Annotated in this window: 16 protein-coding genes; 2 read left to right on the forward strand and 14 right to left on the reverse strand. The window is 68.6% G+C overall.

From position 1 onward, the window contains the following. Positions 1 to 7: 7 nt before the first annotated feature. The 14 genes from FHY06_RS06820 to FHY06_RS06885 form a co-directional block, all read right to left on the reverse strand. The gene (locus FHY06_RS06820; RefSeq protein WP_184604027.1) at positions 8 to 520 is read right to left on the reverse strand and encodes a hypothetical protein; all 513 of its coding nucleotides are present in this window, start codon (positions 518 to 520) and stop codon (positions 8 to 10) included. Positions 521 to 584: 64 nt separating this feature from the next. Beyond that, complete coding sequence (locus FHY06_RS06825; protein ID WP_184604029.1) at positions 585 to 1,949, reverse strand: NHL repeat-containing protein; 1,365 nt, start codon at positions 1,947 to 1,949, stop codon at positions 585 to 587. Positions 1,950 to 2,321: 372 nt separating this feature from the next. Further along, the gene (locus FHY06_RS06830; protein WP_184604031.1) at positions 2,322 to 3,533 is read right to left on the reverse strand and encodes a DUF1501 domain-containing protein; all 1,212 of its coding nucleotides are present in this window, start codon (positions 3,531 to 3,533) and stop codon (positions 2,322 to 2,324) included. A gap of 163 nt (positions 3,534 to 3,696) precedes the next feature. Continuing rightward, positions 3,697 to 5,247, reverse strand: coding sequence for a DUF1800 domain-containing protein (locus FHY06_RS06835; RefSeq protein WP_184604152.1), 1,551 nt, complete (start codon positions 5,245 to 5,247; stop codon positions 3,697 to 3,699). Positions 5,248 to 5,303: 56 nt separating this feature from the next. Then, entirely contained in the window at positions 5,304 to 5,774 is a 471-nt protein-coding gene (locus FHY06_RS06840) for a hypothetical protein (protein ID WP_026346096.1), read from the reverse strand. A 121-nt stretch (positions 5,775 to 5,895) separates the two neighbouring features. After that, positions 5,896 to 6,585: a DsbA family oxidoreductase gene (locus tag FHY06_RS06845; RefSeq protein WP_184604034.1), complete on the reverse strand. Its 690-nt coding sequence runs from the start codon at positions 6,583 to 6,585 to the stop codon at positions 5,896 to 5,898. A gap of 64 nt (positions 6,586 to 6,649) precedes the next feature. Beyond that, positions 6,650 to 8,059: an MFS transporter gene (locus FHY06_RS06850; RefSeq protein ID WP_019651930.1), complete on the reverse strand. Its 1,410-nt coding sequence runs from the start codon at positions 8,057 to 8,059 to the stop codon at positions 6,650 to 6,652. An 88-nt stretch (positions 8,060 to 8,147) separates the two neighbouring features. Further along, positions 8,148 to 10,025: a bifunctional sugar phosphate isomerase/epimerase/4-hydroxyphenylpyruvate dioxygenase family protein gene (locus FHY06_RS06855; RefSeq protein ID WP_132751457.1), complete on the reverse strand. Its 1,878-nt coding sequence runs from the start codon at positions 10,023 to 10,025 to the stop codon at positions 8,148 to 8,150. 134 nt (positions 10,026 to 10,159) lie between these two features. Continuing rightward, complete coding sequence (locus FHY06_RS06860) at positions 10,160 to 10,924, reverse strand: alpha/beta fold hydrolase (RefSeq protein WP_132798439.1); 765 nt, start codon at positions 10,922 to 10,924, stop codon at positions 10,160 to 10,162. Then, complete coding sequence (locus tag FHY06_RS06865) at positions 10,921 to 12,153, reverse strand: multidrug effflux MFS transporter (RefSeq protein ID WP_184604037.1); 1,233 nt, start codon at positions 12,151 to 12,153, stop codon at positions 10,921 to 10,923. Before FHY06_RS06865 ends, FHY06_RS06860 begins: the two co-directional genes overlap by 4 nt. Then, positions 12,150 to 12,581, reverse strand: a complete 432-nt coding sequence (locus tag FHY06_RS06870) for a carboxymuconolactone decarboxylase family protein (RefSeq protein ID WP_019651926.1) — start codon at positions 12,579 to 12,581, stop codon at positions 12,150 to 12,152. The genes FHY06_RS06865 and FHY06_RS06870 overlap by 4 nt, the downstream gene beginning before the upstream one ends. After that, positions 12,578 to 13,792: a 3-carboxy-cis,cis-muconate cycloisomerase gene (gene pcaB, locus FHY06_RS06875; RefSeq protein ID WP_145758784.1), complete on the reverse strand. Its 1,215-nt coding sequence runs from the start codon at positions 13,790 to 13,792 to the stop codon at positions 12,578 to 12,580. The genes FHY06_RS06870 and pcaB overlap by 4 nt, the downstream gene beginning before the upstream one ends. Before the next feature lie 23 nt (positions 13,793 to 13,815). Further along, positions 13,816 to 14,649, reverse strand: coding sequence for a shikimate dehydrogenase family protein (locus FHY06_RS06880; protein ID WP_019651924.1), 834 nt, complete (start codon positions 14,647 to 14,649; stop codon positions 13,816 to 13,818). 142 nt (positions 14,650 to 14,791) lie between these two features. Then, a complete protein-coding gene (locus FHY06_RS06885; protein WP_184604039.1) occupies positions 14,792 to 15,715 on the reverse strand; it encodes a shikimate dehydrogenase family protein in 924 nt (307 codons plus the stop codon). 199 nt (positions 15,716 to 15,914) lie between these two features. Here FHY06_RS06885 and FHY06_RS06890 point away from each other — a divergent pair, with 199 nt between their 5' ends. Next, entirely contained in the window at positions 15,915 to 16,709 is a 795-nt protein-coding gene (locus tag FHY06_RS06890; protein ID WP_126182295.1) for an IclR family transcriptional regulator domain-containing protein, read from the forward strand. A 93-nt stretch (positions 16,710 to 16,802) separates the two neighbouring features. Beyond that, positions 16,803 to 17,813, forward strand: a complete 1,011-nt coding sequence (locus FHY06_RS06895) for a Bug family tripartite tricarboxylate transporter substrate binding protein (protein ID WP_019651921.1) — start codon at positions 16,803 to 16,805, stop codon at positions 17,811 to 17,813. Positions 17,814 to 17,817: the final 4 nt, after the last annotated feature.

The following is a 17,817-nucleotide window of genomic DNA, read 5'->3' on the forward strand; positions in this document are numbered from 1 at the left end:
CCTGCGATCAGGCAGGCGCGGCGGCATCGCGGTCGATGCCGGCGACCAGTTCCCGAAGCCACACCCGATGGGCACGGAAGCTGCCCAGCTGCTCTTCGGCCGCCTCTCTCGACCTCAGGTACCGGTCGAGAAAACGGAATCCGACCCGCGCGGCGGCGCTGCGCAAGGCTTCATCGGCCAGATCGCATTCGTAGAGAAAGTCGAAGCGGGTCGCCCAGAACCCCTGCTCGGTGCCGGCGAGCCGCTCGAACCCGGCCGGGTCTTCGATGCTGAACTCGATGAACTCCAGGCCGCCATCGCTTTCACGAAGCGCGCAGACCCTGCTGCCGTGGTCCCACAGCGGGACCAGGGTGGGCCCTTCGGGCGCACGGGCGCCGTGATAGTTGTAGAACGGCGGCCCCAGGCAGAAGCCCCGGAAGGCCTCGTGAAGGCACTGGCCGGCGGCCAGCTGCAACAGCGCGGCGGACATGCCGAGCCGCTGCAGCTCGGGGATTCGCAGGTGCTGGTCGATCACGGCCATGTTTTTTTCTCTCGATCCTTCTCGCACGGTGGCCCGGATCATGGCGCATGAGGACCCAGGCGGCTCAGGGCGCAGGCGTCGGCGTGATCTTGCGGATCTTGTTGTTGAACATGTCTGCCACGTAGACGTTGCCCGCGGCGTCCACCGCCACGCCGTAGGGTCGGTAGAACGTCGCTGTCTTGCCCACGCCGTCGTCCGCCCCGGAGGTTCCCGCCTTGCCCGCCAGCGTCCTGACCATGCCGTCCGGCGTGATCCTGCGGATCACATGGTTCGAACTGTCGCCCACGTAGAGGCTGCCGCTGGAGTCGATCGCGATGCCCACCGGAAAAGAGAAGGTCGCGTCGTTGCCTTTGCCGTCGGCGTGACCGCTCGTGTTCCGCTTGCCGAACGGCGTCGTGACCACGCCCTGCGGCGTGATCTTGCGGATCACGTGGCTGCCGAAGTCGGTCACGAACATGTTGCCGGCGGCGTCCATCGCGATGCCGGCGGGCACGCTGAAGGTTGCGGCCGTGCCGGTGCCGTCGTCCGAGCCCTGCGCGCCCGAGCCCGCAAAGGTGCTGACCGCGAGATCGGGCGCGATCTTGCGGATCCTCTGGCCCAGCGAATCGGCGACGACAAGGTTGCCCTGCGGATCGAAGGCGATGCCCGAAGGCTGGGAAAACTTCGCGCTGGTGCCGTTCGCGTCAGCCCAGCCGGCAGTCCCGGCGGTCCCGGCCAATGCGCTCACCACCCCGGTCGGCGTGACCTTGCGGACCAGGTGGGTCGTCAGTTCGGTCACGTAGATGTTGCCGGCGGCATCCAGGACCAGGTCGAAAGGATCGGACAAGGTTCCGCCCGCGCCCTTGCCCGCCACGGTCGAGACAAAGCCCGAGGGAGAAATCGCGCGGATCAGCTTGTTCTGGGCATCGGTCACGTAGAGGTTGCCGGCAGCATCCAGCCTTACACCCCTTGGGATTTGGAAGGTGGCGGCGAGCCCCTCGCCGTCCGCATCGCCGGGGGTGCCCGTACCCGCGAACGTCGAAACCGTTGCCAGTGCCTCCTTGCAGCTGACCGTCACGCCGGTGACCTCGGCGGCTGCGTTGCCGCCGCCGTTGCTCACGGTGCAGAACTGCCACAGCGGCTGGGTGCGCACGGTGACGGCGTAGGTGCTGCCTTCCTTGACGGGAGTCGCGAAGCTGAACTTGCCGTCCGCCGTGAGCGTCAGGTCGTCGCCCGCATTGTTCTGCAGCACGAGCTTGCCGCTGGTGATGCCGCTGAGGGTTCCACCGACCGTGTGCATCGCCACAGGCGTCTCGGGCTGAGGCTGCGGCTGCGGCTGCACGATGGGAGCCAGCGGAACGAAGCCGCCGCCTCCTCCGGAGCCTCCCCCGCAGGAGGCCAGCACCACGGTGGCACCGGCGATGGCGCAGACACTGGCAAGAGCAGACATGCGGGGCGAGAACATCGGTTTCCTTTTCTTGGACGTGGGCACTTCGCCTGGCGGCGAAACGACAGGTTCCGGCACCCTTGGCCGGCGTTGGAAGAGGCGAATTCCAGAAACAGCGATAGGTCTTGGTCGAAGCACTAGAACCTCGCGCGAAGCGAAAACCGCCCCTGCGCGACTGGTCTGGACGTGACGAGCATTATCTTTGTTAACTATTTGTGTCTCAGCCATCCCCGGAATTCGGGATGTCGGAATACAAGAATCCGCCGCCGGGACGCAGGCGGGCGCAGGCCGGCGTCCTGGAACGCAGGCCCATCAGGGGGTGAAAAGGAAAGCAAGACCGGCCGCCGCCGCCACGGCCGGCCTCGACGCCGCCGGCTAGACCAGCCGCAGGTCCCTGGGTGCCACGCCGTCGAACACCTTGGCCAGCTGCGCCGGGGAAAGGCCGTACATCCGCTGGAACAGCCCGCCGAACACCGCACGATATTCGTTGAGCACCGGATAGTCGCGGTTCTGGAACAGCGTCGCCTGCGTCAGCGCCTGCTGCTCGCCAACCACGCGCCCGCCGGCCTGTGCCGATAGGCCGCCGCCGAGCACCCAGTAGACGGTGCCGTGGCCGTGGTCGGTGCCGCGGTTGCCGTTCTCGCGGAAGGTGCGGCCGAACTCGCTGATGACGACCACCACGGTCTGTCGCCAGGCGTCGTCGCCCATCTCCTGCGCGAAACCGGCGACGCCGCGGCCCAGCTCTTCAAAACGGTTGGCGAGGTAGCCGGTGGCGCCGCCCTGCCCCACGTGGGTGTCCCAGCCGCCGACGTCGACAAAGCCGAGGTCGAAGCGGTCGCGCATCAGCAGCGCCATGCGGCGTGCCACCAGCTCGAAGCCCTTGGCGGACATGGCGTTTCGGCTGGCCGCGTCCATCTCGGCCTGCACCGCGCGCATGACCTCGTCGCGCACCTGGAAGCCCTCGGCCACCGGCTGGGCCAGCGCGGTGTTGCGGTACATGGCGGTGATGACCTGGCTCTGCCGCGCGTCGATGCCCGAGCGCGCATTGCCGGCCAGCGCCATGTTGGCGGCCTTGGCGCTGCCGCGCATCGAGATCGGCAGCTGGTCGGTGAAGGCGATGGGCGACACGTCGGTGACGGGGCCCGCGCCGAGCACGCCGGCCAGCCGGTTGAGGAAGCCCGAGCGGTAGTCGCGGCGCTTGTCGAGGGCCTGGCCGAGTTCGATGGAGTCCTGCGTCTCGAAGTGGCTGCGCGTGAGGTCGTCGGTGCCGGCGAAGGCGATGAAGGATGCCTGCTTCTGCTGGAACATCGGCATCACGCTCTGCGCCAGTGCGGGATGCAGGCCCCAGTTGCCGTCCAGCGGCAGCGCGCCATTGGGCGTGCCGGGCCGCGCGATGGCGATGTTGGGGCGCGAGGCGTAGTAGAAGTCGCTGCTCGTGGGCACGAGGAGGTTGCTGCAGTCGTACGCGCCGCGCAGGAACACGACCAGCAGCTTGGCGCCTTCGGCGGAAGGCGCGGCCATCACTTTGGCAGCAGCACCTGCGAACGGTGCGGCGGCCGCGAGCTTCAGGATATCTCTGCGTTGCATGACGGTTGTCCTTTCTTCTTTCTTCCTGCGTTGCGCCTTCCCCTCTGGGGGGAAGGTCGGGATGGGGGCATGCGGCGTTCGTTCAGCCTCGGTGTCCTGTCGAACGCCGCTTGCCCCCACCCCTGCCCTCCCCCGGCGGGAGAGGGAGAAAAACCGAATACCTTCAGCGGCGCATCAGCTCGGGCGAAGCCAGCAGGAAGGTGTTCCATTCCTGCGGATTCTTCGCCTGCGCCAGCGCCTCTCGCGTGTCGGCGCTCATGCTGCCCTGCATCGTGCGTACCGCGCGCGAATCGGCCAGCGGCGGGAACGCGGGCTTCTCCAGCGGCGCCTTGTCGTCCGCACGGAACAGCACCGCACCGTTCGCACCGATGGCACGCGCGATCTCGAAGCGTGTGTTCATCTGACCGGCGCTGGCCCAGGCCGCCTCGTTGAGCGGATAGCCATCCGGCGTCTCGTGGCCGTAGAGCTGCTCGCCCATGCGGTTGATCCAGCCGAGCATCGGATTCACGTTGATGGCCACGCGGTCGTCGTAGGCGAGGCGCACGCCCGCCATCACGTAGTGCACCGGATCGCGGAACTTGCGGCCCAGTGAAGCCGAGAACTCGGGCGACTCGAACAGCGCCTTCAGCGTGACGGCGATGTCGCCGTCGCTGCGCTTGAAGGCCGCGGCCATGCGCTCGACCAGTGCCTGCGGCGGATCGTCGGAGACAAAGTACACGGCCAGCTTGCGCGAGATGAAGCGCGCGGTGGCCGGCGCGCGCGCGAGGCGGTCGAGCGCCTCGTCGGCCTCGGCCAGACCGCGGCTCTGGATGGGTTGGCCCAGCAGCGTCTTCGGCCCGTAGTCGTGGCGGTTCGGGTTGAACTCGAACAGCCCCTTGCGCACGTAGTCGCCACGCAGGTTGGGGCGCACGTTCGGCGGCGGCGCATCGAGCGGCTGGTTGGTCACGCCCACGCCGGTGAGCACGCGCGCAAGTTCCTGCACGTCGCCCTGCGTATAGCCGCTGCCCACACCCAGCGTATGCAGCTCCATCAGTTCTCGTGCGTAGTTCTCGTTGATGCGGTTGGCGGCGTTCTGCGCGTTGTCGAGGTAGCGCAGCATCGCCGGGTGGTGCAGCGTGGCGCCGAGCAGGTCGCGGAACCTGCCGAGCGCGTGCGGACGGATCGCGTTGTCCTCGTAGTCGCCCACCATCGCGCGGATGTTGTCCTTGCGCAGGTTGACGTTGAAGTGGTTCATCCAGAACCACGTCATCTGCTCCTGCAGCTGGTTGGGCGAATAGAGCGCACGCAGCACGAAGCGCTGCTGCGCCTCGCGCACCAGCGTGTTGAGGTGCTGCTGGTATTCCTGCCGCGCGGCCTTCTTCTGGTCTTCGTCGGGCAGCGCGTCGGCCGCCTTGCGCTGGGCCTCGAGGCCGGTGACGAGCTGGTCGAGCGGCACGCGCGAGATTTCCATCGCGTCGATCTGCGCCTGCGCGGCCGGCGGCAGCGGCGCGGGGCGCGGGTTGAGCTGGTCGCGCATCCACAGCGACAGGCCGCGCCTGGCGAGCTGCGCGTCGCTGCTCGCATTGGCGCCCCAGCTCACGCGGTCGAGCCAGCGCAGGCGCGTGGCCTCGTCCACCTGCTGCAAGGGCAGCGACACCGAAACCATGGGCCGATGATCCCCCGGCGCGCTCGCGCATGCCGCGAGCAGCGCCAGCGCGCAGGCGCCGAGCGCCATCGACACGCGCCGCGCGGGCTGGGAGAAGATCGGCGAAGCGGTGGCCGGCACCGCCCTCACTCCCTGCGCAGGTCGTGGCGGCGCACGTCGCCGATGGCGTGCTGCGCGGTAGCCAGCGCGAGGTCGACGTGCGCGAGGCCGCGCTGCTGGTACGGCCGCGAGCGCGGGTCGTCCTCTTCGCGTGCGACGTCGGAGCGGACCTTGCGCAGCAGATCGGCCGCGGCGTGCAGGCGGCCTTCGCGCGGCAGCCATGCATCGGTGGGCTCGCGCCACTCGACGGGCTTTCCGTCGAGCCATGCGGCGTGCTGCAGGTCGCCGATGGCGGCGTGGATCTCGTCGATCACCACCTGCTCGTCGCGCGAGACCTGCCCGTCCTCGGGGCGGCGGTGCTCCACTTTCCAGGCCGCGGTGCGCAGGTCGGACAAGGCGTGGAGATAGAACGGGTGCCTGCCGTATTCGTCCGCCAGTGCCGGCAGCGAAGCCGCAGCCATGAGGGCAAGTGCGGCGATTAGGCTTTTCTTCTTCATCTTCGGGGCTCCTGTGTGACAGTGGTTCAGGGACGCCTCCTCAACCACTGGAGCCCGCTTCGGGTTGACGGTCTTTACCGTCGTAACGCCGGGCAAAGCCGGCGCCTAAGTGCCAGCTAAGTCAGGCTGTGGCAAGGCTCGAAGGAGCAGCACCGGCGATCTGGCGCAGGGCCCGCTCGAACACTTCGACGGGCTGGCCGCCCGAGATGAGATGCCTGTCGTTGATGATGATCGCGGGCACCGAGTGGATGCCGGCATCGGTGTACATGCGCTCGCGTTCACGGGTTTCCTGCGCGAACTCGTCGCTTTCCAGGATCTGCCGGGCTCGAACGGGATCGAGCCCCGCCTCGGTGGCGGCGCGCACCAGCACCTCGGGGTCGGAAGGATTCTGGCTGTCGGTGAAGTAGGCCTTCAGCAGCAGCTTCTTGAGCGCCGCCTGCTTGTCGGGGCTCTCCAGTTCGGCCCAGTGCAGCAGCCGATGGGCATCGAAGGTGTTGTAGACGCGCGGACGGCCCTCGGGGCTGAACTCGAAGCCCACCGCCGCGCCGCGCTGGCGGATCATCTCGCGCGACTGGGCCTGCTGCTCGCGCGTGGAGCCGTACTTCTGATTGAGGTGCTCGAAGGTGTCCTGGCCTTCGGGCGGCATCTGCGGGTTCAGCTCGAAGGGCTGGAAGTGCAGCTCCGCGGTGATCTCCGGCGCCACCTTGCCCAGCGCCGCCTCGAGCGAACTCAGGCCGATGGCGCACCAGGGACAGGACACGTCGGAGACGAAGTCGATCTTGAGGCGGGAGGGGGAAGATGTGGAGGTCATGGCGCCATTCTTCCCGGCGCCACAACCCTTGGCAGGCGAAAGGTCTTCGCCTGCCGCGCCGGCCTCAGGCCGCGACCCTGGTCACGCGCGCTTCCTGCATCGTCTGCTCGCGCAGGCGGTCGTACTCCTGCTTGTCGACCGGCACGGCGTTCGGGTCGCCCAGGTCGCGCATGCGGATGCGGTAGGTTTCGCGGGCGCTGAAGGCGGCCAGTGCGGACAGCACGGTCACCGCGAAGGTGATGGCACCCACGGTGAACCACACGTTGGTCGAGCCGGGGGGCGCGACGGCGGCGAACAGGGCCGGCAGCAGCGCGGTGAAGGTGGTGCCGATGTTCTGCGAGATGGCCATGGCCGAGACGCGGTTGCGGGTGCGGAACAGTTCCGGATAGAAGCTCGGGAAGGTCGCGTTGTAGCCCTGGTAGATCACGCCCCACATCAGCAGCGACATGACGATGGCCAGCGGCACGTTGCGGATGCTGATGGCGTACAGGTACACGAACGACAGCAGGCCCGAGATCAGCGCGCCGACGATGATCGGCGGGCGGCGGCCGATGCGGTCCGACAGGTTGCCCACGAACGGGATGACGATCACGGCCAGGATGTTGCCGAGCACAGGGATCCACAGGTACACGTCCTTCTGGAAGCCGATGCCATAGGCGGCCTGCACGGCGTAGGCCGCGCCGAACACGGTGGCCACCACCGGAATGACGTTCATCAGCGCCATGCAGACCACGCGCAGCATGTCGGCCCAGCTGTCGGTGAAGGCCTGGATGATCGGCGCCTTGGCCGTTTCGCCCTTCTTGTCGACTTCGGCGAAGGCCGGGGTCTCGTCGACCTCGCGGCGGATGATGTAGCCCGCCACGATCACCAGGAAGCTCAGCAGGAACGGGATGCGCCAGCCCCAGGAATTGAACGCGTCTTCCGGCATGTAGTGCGCCAGCGGCAGGAACACGGCGGCCGCCAGGATCTGGCCGGCCTGCACGCCCTGCAGCGTGAAGCTCGCGAAGAAGCCGCGTCGCCCGAAGGGTGCGTGCTCCAGGATCATCGAGCTCGCGCCCGAGATCTCGCCCGCCACCGCGAAGCCCTGCACCAGGCGCAGCAGCACCAGCAGCACCGGCGCCAGCAGGCCGACCTGGTCGTAGGTCGGCAGCAGGCCGACGGCCACGGTCGAGAAGCCCATCAGGAACATGCAAAGCACCAGCACCTGCTTGCGCCCGTGCGTGTCGCCCCAGTGGCCGAGCACGAAGGCGCCGATGGGGCGTGCCACGTAGCCCACGCCGTAGGTCGCGAGCGAGGCGACGATGGCCGTCGTAGGGTCGCCCTTGGGGAAGAAGATCTGCGGAAAGATCAGCGCAGCGGCGGTGGCGTAGATGAAGAAGTCGTAGTACTCCAGCGCCGAGCCGATCCAGCCGCTTGCCGCGGCCTTCTTCGACTGGTGCCTGCCTTGCGGCTCATGGGCTGAGGTGTTTGCCATGTGTTGTCTCCAGTGGTGACGTGAAAAAAAGAAATCAGCTCTCTGTCTGTCGAACGAAACGGTCTGTCGATGCGCCGGCGGGCCTCTGTCAGTCCTGCGCCTGCGACGCCATGCGCGCCGGTGCGTTGAGCGCGCCGTAGGCGTCATAGCCGCCCACGCGCTGAGCGACCTCGAAGAACAGGCCGCTCTCGAAGCTCTCGGTGTAGATGTGCAGGTAGTCGCCGGCCGGCGAGCGGTCGAACAGCACGCCCGATTCGCGCATGCGCGAAAGCAGCGCGGGGTCGATGTCGATGCGGGTGGCCAGGTCGTCGTAGTAGTTGTCGGAGATCGGCACGAAGCGCGTGCCGTTGGCGCGCAGCTTCGCGGCCGTCTCGAAGATGTCGGCGCAGCTCAGGGCGATGTGGTGCACAGCGCCGCCGCCGGTCACGCTCAGCGTGCGCGCGGTGCGGGTGCGCTGGCTCAGCGACACGTTGAGCACCAGGCGCAGGCTGCGGTCGGTGTTGGCGACGCCGCGGCTGCGGATCAGCCCGAACGGGTCGGCCAGCTCCAGGCTCTCGCCGGGCTCCAGGCCGAGCACGGCGCGCGTGAACAGCACCCAGGTGTCGAGCTGGTCGAGCGCCAGGCCCAGCGCCACGTGGTCGATGCGCTGCAGGCCCGCGTCGTTGGCGCCTGCGCCCTCGTCTTCGAGGATGAAGTCGCTCTCGTACAGGCCATCGGCGCCCAGCATCTCGGGCACGAAGTGGATCAGGTTGCCGCCCGGCGCCACGATGGCCGGCACGCGCAGCTCGTTGGGGCCGACCGGGCTGTCGTGCCGCTGCGAGCGCATGGCGGTGGCGCGGCCCACCGCGGCCAGCGGATCGTCGCAGCGCACGCCCAGTGCGCACACCGAGGTGCCGTGCGCCTCGAAGCGCTGACGCGCGAAGGAGTCGGGCTGAGCGTTGACGATCAGGTTGATGTCGCCCTGGCGGTACAGCGTCACCGCCTTGGAGCGGTGCCTGCCGATGCGCCGGAAGCCCAGCTGGCCGACCAGCGTTGCCAGCGTCGCGGCCGAAGCCTCGTCGGCTGCGAACTCGATGAACGACAGGCCCGAGAGCGCCGGCACCGGCGGCGGGTCGAACAGCGTCACCTGCTGCGGCACCGAAGGCTTGGCGAGGCGCTGGCGCGCTTCGCTCTCCAGGTACAGCAGCGAACGCATCGCATCCACGGCGGTGCGGCGGTTCGGTGTCTCGCGGAAGATGTCGTTGAAGATCTCCAGCGACAGCGGCCCGGTGTAGCCCGCGCGCAGCACCTGCTCGAAGAAGCCGATCACGTCGAAGTCGCCCTGCCCCGGGAACGAGCGGTGGTGGCGCGCCCACTGGATCACGTCCATCGACAGCAGCGGCGCGTCAGCCATCTGCAGGAAGAAGATCTTGTCGCCGGGAATGGCGGCGATGCCGGCCGGGTCGTCCTTCAGCGAGAGGGTGTGGAAGCTGTCGAGGATCAGGCCCAGGTGCGAGTGGTTCGCCTGCTTCACGATCTCCCAGGCCTGGCCGTACAGCGAGGTGTAGCGACCCCAGGCCAGCGCCTCGAAGCCCACGCGCAGGTTGCGGCGCGCGGCGCGTTCGGCCAGTTCGTGCAGCTGGGCGGCCGCCAGCGAGGGGTCGTCGATGGCCAGCGGCGACGTGTTGGAGCAGCACAGCATGGTCGGTGCGCCCATGGCCTGCATCAGGTCGAACTTGCGCTCGGCGCGCTCCAGGCTGCGGCGGAACTGCGCCTCGGGCATGCCTTCGAAGTCGCGGAACGGCTGGTACAGGTCGATGCTCAGGCCCAGGTCGCCGGCGATGCGGCCCAGTTCAGCGGCCGTGCCCTTGAAGTTGATGAAGTCGGCCTCGAACAGCTCGATGCCGTCGAAGCCGGCGTCGGCGACGGCTTCGAGCTTCTGGCGGAGCGTGCCGCTGAGCGAGACGGTGGCGATGGAGCGATGCATGGGGGTGGACTTTAGGAACACCCGGGCATCGTCACAATCTATTCAGCTCAGTTTTGATCGATCATCGATCACTCGCAACCGTTATTCGCACGAAATACGGGATACACCTAGGCCGCGCATCCCTCCGTCGGCGCTCAGAGGCTGCGCCAGAAATCGATCAGCAGCTGCGCGAATTCCGCCGGCCGCTCGACGGCGCTCAGGTGCGCGGCATCGATGGTTTGCAGCCGGGCATGCGGAATGGCTGCGGCCATGGCCTGCGACATCGCCATCGGCGTGGCTTCGTCCTGCAGCCCGCCGATGACCAGCGTGGGCACCGTGACGCGGTGGTTGCTCTCGCGGAAGTCGATCGCCGCGACGGCGTTGCAGCTCTCGATGTAGCCCTGCGCGTCGGTGCGCACCAGCACGTCGTGCAGCTTCTTCGCGGCTTCCGCGCCTTCGGCCGTGGCGGCCCACGCCGGCGTGAGCCAGCGCGACACCGCGCCGGGCGCGATCGCGGCAACGCCCTTGGCGCCGACGGTCTCGACGCGCGTGCGCCAGGGCGTCTGGTCGGGGTAGTGCGCGGCCGAATTGGCGATCACGATCGTCTTCAGCAGCTCGGGGTGGCGCACCGCCAGCGCCTGCGCCGTCATGCCGCCCATCGAGAGGCCGACGAAGTGCACGGGCTCGCCGCCCGCCTCGCGTCGGATGAGTTCGGCCGCGTCCTGCGCCAGCGTCTCGATGCGCAACTCGCCGGGCACCACCTCCGAGGCGCCGTGGTTGCGGTGGTCGTAGCGCAGCACCGTGTGGGCGCGGGCGAGCTGCGCGGCCACGCCGTCCCACATGCTCAGGTCGCAGCCGAGCGCATGGCTGAGCACGACGATGGGGCCGTTGCCCTCGCGAACGACATTCAAACGGGTCATGGTGTGGTTTCCTTTTTCGGGTGTTGCAGACGCGGCAGCCAGAAGAACGCGATCGCCACCAGCACGCTGCCGGCCAGCAGCATGGGCAGGACCATCGGCCAGGCGCCGTTGGAAAAATCGGCGTCGACGAACCGCGCGGCGAGCTGCCCCGCGCAGAACGCGACCATCATCATGCCGAAGCCGGACCAGGACACGGCCCGGCCCGCCAGGTGCGGCAGGTCGCCCACCGCACCCGCCTGCCCGCAGGGCTGGTGGATGCCGTGGCCCAGGCAGTAGACGGCGTGGCCGAACAGCAGCGGCACCGCGCTCAGCGGCATGAGCCAGCAGCCCAGCGCCTGGATGGTGGCGCCGGCCACGCTCAGCGACGCGCCCAGCTTCACCGTGCGCACGGGCCCGTAGCGCCGCAGGAGGCTGCGGCACATGGTGGTGCTGAAGATGTAGACCAGCGAGCCGCCGGCCGGAATCCAGCCGTACCAGGCGGGCGACCAGCCCAGGTAGCCGATGTAGACCATCGGCGAGAGCAGCAGGAAGCAGAACAAGCCCCCGTAGGTGGTGGCCGCCACCGAGGCCCAGGCACGGAACGAGCGGCTCGCGAACACGGCGCGCGTGCTGCCGCGCGGCGCGGAGGACTCGCCCTCGCCCAGGGGCCGTCGCGTCTCGCCGAACGAGCGCCAGCACATCGCGAACAGGATGGCGGCGTAGAGCGCCATGGCCGCCATCACCCAGCGCCAGCCGGCGCCCTGCACCAGCCACGCGCCGAGCAGCGGCGCCATCAGCCCGACGATGCCCAGCCCCGTGAGGCCGCGCGCCATGACATGCGGGCCTTCGTGCGCGGGATAGAGGTCGCGCACCGCGGCACGCGAGCACACCAGGATGGCCGCCATCGAGAAGCCCTGCAGCGCACGCCAGCCCGCTAGCAGCGCCACGCTGCCGGCGAACGCGCCGCCCAGCGCCGCGAGCGTGTAGCAGCCCAGCCCCGCCAGCAGCACCGGCCTACGCCCGAAGCGGTCGGCCAGCGGCCCGCACAGCAACTGCGCAAAGCCGAAGGCCAGCACGAACAGCGTGAGGCTGGTGCTGGCCGAGCCGAGCTCCCTGGCGATGGCGGGGAGCGCGGGAAGATAGCTGTCGGTGGCCACCGGCTGCGCTGCGAGCAGCAGCGGCAGGAGCAGCGTGAAGGTGACGTCGAAGCGCCCCTTCCCGCCCCTCCCTGAGGCAGGCGGCGCGGTCACTGCGCCAGCGGCGGCAGCAGGCCCTTCTCGCGCAGGATGCCCGTCGCGATGCCGAAGGCGTGGTTGGCCACGGGCACGCCGCAGTAGATGGCGGCCATCATGATCACTTCCTTGATCTCGTCCGGCGTGAGGCGCGACTCGGGCGGGCCGTCGAGCGCGGCGCGCACGTGCATCGCGAACTCTTCATAGGCGTGGATGCCCAGCATCATCGACAGCACCATGAAGCGGCGCGTCTTGTCGCCCAGCGCGGGTCGGCCCCAGATGTCGTTCCAGGCGTGGCGCGTGATGAGCTCCTGGAACTCGGCGTTGAAGCCGTTGCGGTTGGCCAGCGACTTGTCGACCCAGGCGTCGCCGAGCACGCGGCGGCGGTTGACGAGGCCGGCTTCATAGACGCCGGGTTCCACGGGCGGGTTTTCGGGGGTGGTCATTGGGATAGTTCCTTTTGTGCGTCGAGCCGGGCCTGCAGCGCCTTCACTTCGGCGAGCGCGGTCTGTCCGGCTTCGTGGGCGAGCGCGGGGGCGAACCATTCGTCCGCCGCGTCACGCGGGAGTTCGGCGCGCAGCCGGTCGATGTTGGCGCGCATGCGCGCGGCGTCGACCTGCAGGCCGGGCAATGCACCGGACATCGCACGCACGCTGCCATGCGCCGACATCAGGAGCTGCGGCCATTCGCCCAGCTCCGCCTGCCATGCGCCGAGGGCGCGCTCGTGCTGCTGCGGCATGGCGCCGAGCAACGCGGCCACGCGCTGCGGCGCGCGGTGCGCGGCAGCGATGGCGACCATCGAAGCCACCGGGTTGCGCTTGTGCGGCATGGCCGACGAGCCGCCGCGCCCCGGTTCGCTGGGCTCGGTGACTTCGCTGACTTCGTATTGGCCGAGCAGCGAGATATCGACCGCGATCTTGCCCAGGCTGCCGGTCATGAGGCCCAGCTCGCAGCCGAGCGCGACCCATTCGTCGCGCTGCGTATGCCAGGTCGCGCCGGGGTCGCCCAGGCCGAGTTCCTTGGCCATGCGCTTGCGCACGGCCGCGCCCTGCCCCTTCATCTGAGCCAGCGTGCCGATGGCGCCGCCGAGCTGCAGCTGCAGCGCATGCTTGGCGGCATCGCGCAGGCGGATGCGGCTGCGCACCAGCGGCGCGGCCCAGCCGGCGCACTTGAAGCCGAAGCTGGTCACCGAGGCCGGCTGCATCAGCGTGCGCGCGAGCATCGGGGTCTCGGCATGCGTCACGGCCAGGCGCAGCAGCGCGTCGGCGGCCTTGGCGAGGTCGGCCTCGATCAGCGCGACAGCCTCGCGCGTGACCAGCGCCATCGCGCTGTCGATCACGTCCTGGCTGGTGCTGCCGAAATGCACGAAGGCCGCGGCCTCGGCATTGAAGAGGCCCACGGCCTCGCGCAGCGCCTTCACCAGCGGGATCGCGACGCTGCCGGCACGGCCGCTCTCGCGAACGATCTTGGCGACGTCGAACAGCTCGACCTTGCAGCTGCTGACGATCGAGTTGGCAGCGCTCTCGGGGATCAGCCCCTCGGCCGCCTGCGCGCGCGCCAGCGCGGCCTCGAAGCGCAGCATGGCGTCGACGAAGGCGCGGTCGCTGAACGCGCCCAGCGTTTCGGATGTGGAGAGGAAGCCTTCGAAAATGCTCATCGGACGAGCCTTCCTTTCTTCTTTCAGTATTTCAGTTGCGCCACGGCGCGCAGTTCCTCGGGCGAGGCGGTGCCGAAGCCGAAGAACTCCAGGTACGCCGGAATCATCTCGAACAGCATGTCGGTGCCCACCTGCACCTGGCAGCCCTTGGCCCTGGCGGCCTGCAGCAGCGGCGTGTATTCGGTCTTCATGACCACCTCGCCGACGAAGGTCGAAGGATCGATGCGGTCCACGTCGAAGGGCAGCGGATCGCCCTCCTTCATGCCCAGCGGCGTGGCGTTGACCACCACGTCGTAGCCGGCCGGGTCCTTCGAGCCGGTGGCCACCTTCATCTGCGGATAGTGCTCGCGAAGGCGCGCGGCCAGCGCGTTGGCCGAAGCCTCGCTCATGTCGAACAGCATCAGCTCTGCGGCACCCGCCGCGGCGATCGACGCCGCGATGGCAGAGCCCACGCCGCCCGCGCCCGACACCAGCACCCGCGTGCCCTTGAAGAGCCGCCCCTTGCGCTCCACGCCGCGCACGAAGCCGGCGCCGTCGAACTGGTCGCCCAGCAGCGTGCCGTCGGGGCGCTTGAGGATGGCGTTGCAGGCACCGGCCACGCGCGCGGTGGGCGTCACTTCGTCGACCAGCGACATCGTCGTCACCTTGTGCGGCATGGTCACCAGCGCGCCGCGGATGTTGCTGAACTTGAAGATCTGCGGCAGCGACACCGCGTAGTCCTCGGGCTTCACGCCCATGGGCACGACCACGGCATCGATGCCGTGCTTGTCGAACCAGGGGTTGTAGATCATCGGGGCCTTGAAGGCCTCCGTGGGAAAGCCGATGTGGGCGATGAGGGTGGATTTGCCGGAAATCATTGGTGGATCAATCTGTGCAGTCAAAGGTCGAAGGTTTCTTCCAGGAATGCCGCGGAACCGGCTTCGCCGGGCCGCAGGCATTGCCCCCTGCAAGGGGGTTGGCGAAGCGACACGAAGTGCGCGAAGCCTGGGGGTGAGCCATTCACGCCACGCTCGGTGAGTGGTAGCGCAGCGGCTGCGCGATCTCGGCGCGCATCGCGGGCGGATAGATGATTTCGCGCAGGAAACCGGCGTCGGCCGTCATCGCATCCGCCGCGTCCATGTGGCCGAAGTAGCGGAAGTAATGCGGCATCTGCTGGATCAGCATCTCGAAGCCGGCCTGCGCATTGAGCCCGCGCGCGCGGGCCGCGCGCACCAGCGGCGTCGGCTGGTTGCGCAGCAGGATGTCGAAGAGCGCGGCGTGGCTGTCCATGCGAGCCACGTCGACCGGCGCCGCGTCGTCGTCGCTCAGACCCAGCTGCGTGGCGTTGATGACGAGGTCGAAGCCCTCGGGCGCATTGCTGTCGGCGGCGACCACCTCGGCGTCGAAGAAGGCGTCGAGCTTGGCCGCCACGCCGGCCGCCTTGCCGGCGGCCTTGTCGTACATGGCGATGTGGGCGGCGCCGTTCACCGTGCCGCCCTCGGCCAGCGCGACGCCGATGGCCGCGGCGCTCACGCCCGCGCCCAGGATCAGCACGCGCTTGCCGCGGAAGGGAATGTTGTAGTGGTCGAGCGCGCCGATCAGGCCCTCGCCGTCGAAGAGATCGCCCTCGAGCTGGTCGCCCTCGGTGCGGCGCACCACGTTGACCGAGCCTGCCACGCGGCCGAAGAGCCCGCAGCCTTCGAGCAGGTCGACCACCAGCGGCTTGTGCGGCGGAGCGATCACCATGCCGCGCACGTTGCGCGCGAGGAAGGCCGACTTGAAGAACACCGCGAAGTCGCGCACCGGCACCTGCATGGGCAGCAGCACCGCGTCGATGCCGAAGCGCTCGAAGGCCGCATTGAACATGCGTGGCAGCCGCACGTTGCGAACCGGGTCGCCGGGGATCAGGTAAGCCTGGGTGCTGCCGCTGATGGAATGGCTCATGTGCGTGCTTCCGTTCGTCAATCGCTCTTTTGGAGGGCGGATGGCGAGCTTTATAGTCTCTCCAGCCAACCCCTGCAGCCTTCGGCACATCAAAACGTGCGATCATCGATCTTTCAAATTCAATGATCGATCACTTCAAGGGTTTTCACCTGCACCAATTGCAAACTCGAACCCTTCTCGCCAGATCACACTTCCGCCCATGAGCAAGGACAGCAACCACGACCCGGCGCCGCCACCAGGCCTGGACAAGCGCGACTGGATCGCCGGCCTGGAACGCGGCGTGAGCATCATCGAGGCCTTCGACGACGCCAACCCGCGCCTCACCGCCAGCCAGGCCGGCCAGCGCACGAACATGACTCGCACCGCCGCGCGGCGCTACCTGCTGACCCTGCAGCACATGGGCTATGTCGCCAGCGACGGCAAGCTGTTCTGGCTCACGCCGCGCGTGCTGCGCCTTGGCCAGTCGTACCTGGAGTCGGCCCGCCTGCCGCGCGTGGTGCAGCCCTTCCTGCAGCGGGTGGCCGCCGGCACCAACGAGATCGCCTACCTCAGCGTGATGGACGGCGACGAGGTGGTCTACATCGCCCGCAACGGCCCCAACCGCAGCATGAGCACCGGCTACGTGCTCGGCGCGCGCGTGCCGGCACAGGTCACGGCCTCCGGCATGCTGATGCTGGCTCTGCGCAGCGACGCCGAGCTCGACGAGTGGCTCACCACGCGCAAGCTCACCGTCTTCACCTCGCACACCATCGCGAGCATGGAGCGCATGAAGCTCGAACTCGCGCGCATCCGGGCGCAAGGCTGGGCCCTTTCCGAACAGCAGCTCGACCTGAACTCGCGCGGCATCGCGGTGCCGCTGCGCGACCGGCACGGCACGCTGGTGGGAGCGCTGAACATCACCATGCCGATGGGGCACGAGAGCTCGGAGGATGCGGTGACTCGGGTGCTGCCGGTGCTGCGGGAGACGGCGCAGGCGATGCGCAACCTGATCTGACCCGGGTGGCCGTCCGGACTGACAGCTTTCCGACAGCATCCCCCGGGCACGATGCGCGCTTTCAATCCAAAAAGCGCTGGAGACACAAGCAACATGTCCGCCCCCCTCTTCCCCCATGACGCCCGCCTGAGCCGCCGCGGCCTGCTCCAGGCCGGCGGCGCGGCAGCCTTCGGCGGCCTGCTGCCCTCGATGGCCTTCGCCGAAGACGCCTGGCCCAGTAAGTCGATCCGCTTCGTCGTGCCCTTCGCGCCGGGCGGCAGCTCGGAGATCGTCGCGCGCTCGACCGCAGCGGAACTCTCGCGCACCATCGGCCAGAGCGTGTTCGTCGACAACAAGCCAGGCGCGGCCGGCAACATCGCGATGGGCGAGGTGGCGCGCGCGACCGACCAGCACACGATCATCCTGGGCCACATCGGCACGCTGGCGGTCAACCCGTACATCTTCGCCAAGCTGCCCTACGACGCGAACAAGGACTTCAAGCCGGTGAGCCTGCTGGCCAAGGTGCCCAGCCTCTACGTGGTGCACCCCGACGTGCCGGCGAAGAACCTCAAGGAGTTCATCGCCTACGCCAAGTCGAAGCCGGGCAAGCTCAGCTACGGCTCGGCGGGCAACGGCAGCGCAGGCCACCTGGCCTTCGAATACCTGAAGATGACGGCCGACGTCTTCATGCTGCACGTGCCCTACCGCGGCACCGGCCCGATGGTGACCGACCTGCTCTCCGGCCGGCTCGACGCATCGGCCATCGGCGCTGCGGCGGTGCTGCAGTTCATCAAGGCAGGCAAGGTGCGCTGCATCGCGACCGGCTCCGCCAAGCGCCTGCCGCAGCTGCCCGACGTGCCGACCGTGGCCGAACAGGGCTTCCCCGGCTTCGAGATGACGCAGTGGTACGGCATGCTCGCGCCGGCCAACATCACGCCGCCGCAGCTCGCCAAGCTCTCGGCCGAGACGATGAAGGCGGTGAAGTCGCCCGACTCGATGCAGCGACTGACCAACGACGCGGCCGAAGCCGTCGGCGGCACGCCGGAGCAGTTCGCGCAGTTCATCGCGTCTGAGCAGGCACGCTGGCAGAAGGTCATCGCAAGGGCAAACATCAAGCCGGACTGATTGG

Origin of the sequence: Variovorax atrisoli (assembly GCF_014195185.1) — a bacterium.
Taxonomy (GTDB): Bacteria; Pseudomonadota; Gammaproteobacteria; order Burkholderiales; family Burkholderiaceae_C; genus Variovorax; species Variovorax atrisoli.

Coding starts and splice junctions, on each gene's coding strand:
- FHY06_RS06825 (WP_184604029.1), bottom strand. CDS start 1,949: ATGTCTGCTCTTGCCAGTGTCTGCGCCATCGCCGGTGCCACCGTGGTG.
- FHY06_RS06880 (WP_019651924.1), bottom strand. CDS start 14,649: ATGATTTCCGGCAAATCCACCCTCATCGCCCACATCGGCTTTCCCACG.
- FHY06_RS06820 (WP_184604027.1), bottom strand. CDS start 520: ATGGCCGTGATCGACCAGCACCTGCGAATCCCCGAGCTGCAGCGGCTC.
- FHY06_RS06860 (WP_132798439.1), bottom strand. CDS start 10,924: ATGACCCGTTTGAATGTCGTTCGCGAGGGCAACGGCCCCATCGTCGTG.
- FHY06_RS06835 (WP_184604152.1), bottom strand. CDS start 5,247: ATGGCGCTCGGCGCCTGCGCGCTGGCGCTGCTCGCGGCATGCGCGAGC.
- FHY06_RS06850 (WP_019651930.1), bottom strand. CDS start 8,059: ATGGCAAACACCTCAGCCCATGAGCCGCAAGGCAGGCACCAGTCGAAG.
- FHY06_RS06885 (WP_184604039.1), bottom strand. CDS start 15,715: ATGAGCCATTCCATCAGCGGCAGCACCCAGGCTTACCTGATCCCCGGC.
- FHY06_RS06840 (WP_026346096.1), bottom strand. CDS start 5,774: ATGAAGAAGAAAAGCCTAATCGCCGCACTTGCCCTCATGGCTGCGGCT.
- FHY06_RS06870 (WP_019651926.1), bottom strand. CDS start 12,581: ATGACCACCCCCGAAAACCCGCCCGTGGAACCCGGCGTCTATGAAGCC.
- FHY06_RS06895 (WP_019651921.1), top strand. CDS start 16,803: ATGTCCGCCCCCCTCTTCCCCCATGACGCCCGCCTGAGCCGCCGCGGC.
- pcaB (WP_145758784.1), bottom strand. CDS start 13,792: ATGAGCATTTTCGAAGGCTTCCTCTCCACATCCGAAACGCTGGGCGCG.
- FHY06_RS06855 (WP_132751457.1), bottom strand. CDS start 10,025: ATGCATCGCTCCATCGCCACCGTCTCGCTCAGCGGCACGCTCCGCCAG.
- FHY06_RS06890 (WP_126182295.1), top strand. CDS start 15,915: ATGAGCAAGGACAGCAACCACGACCCGGCGCCGCCACCAGGCCTGGAC.
- FHY06_RS06845 (WP_184604034.1), bottom strand. CDS start 6,585: ATGACCTCCACATCTTCCCCCTCCCGCCTCAAGATCGACTTCGTCTCC.
- FHY06_RS06830 (WP_184604031.1), bottom strand. CDS start 3,533: ATGCAACGCAGAGATATCCTGAAGCTCGCGGCCGCCGCACCGTTCGCA.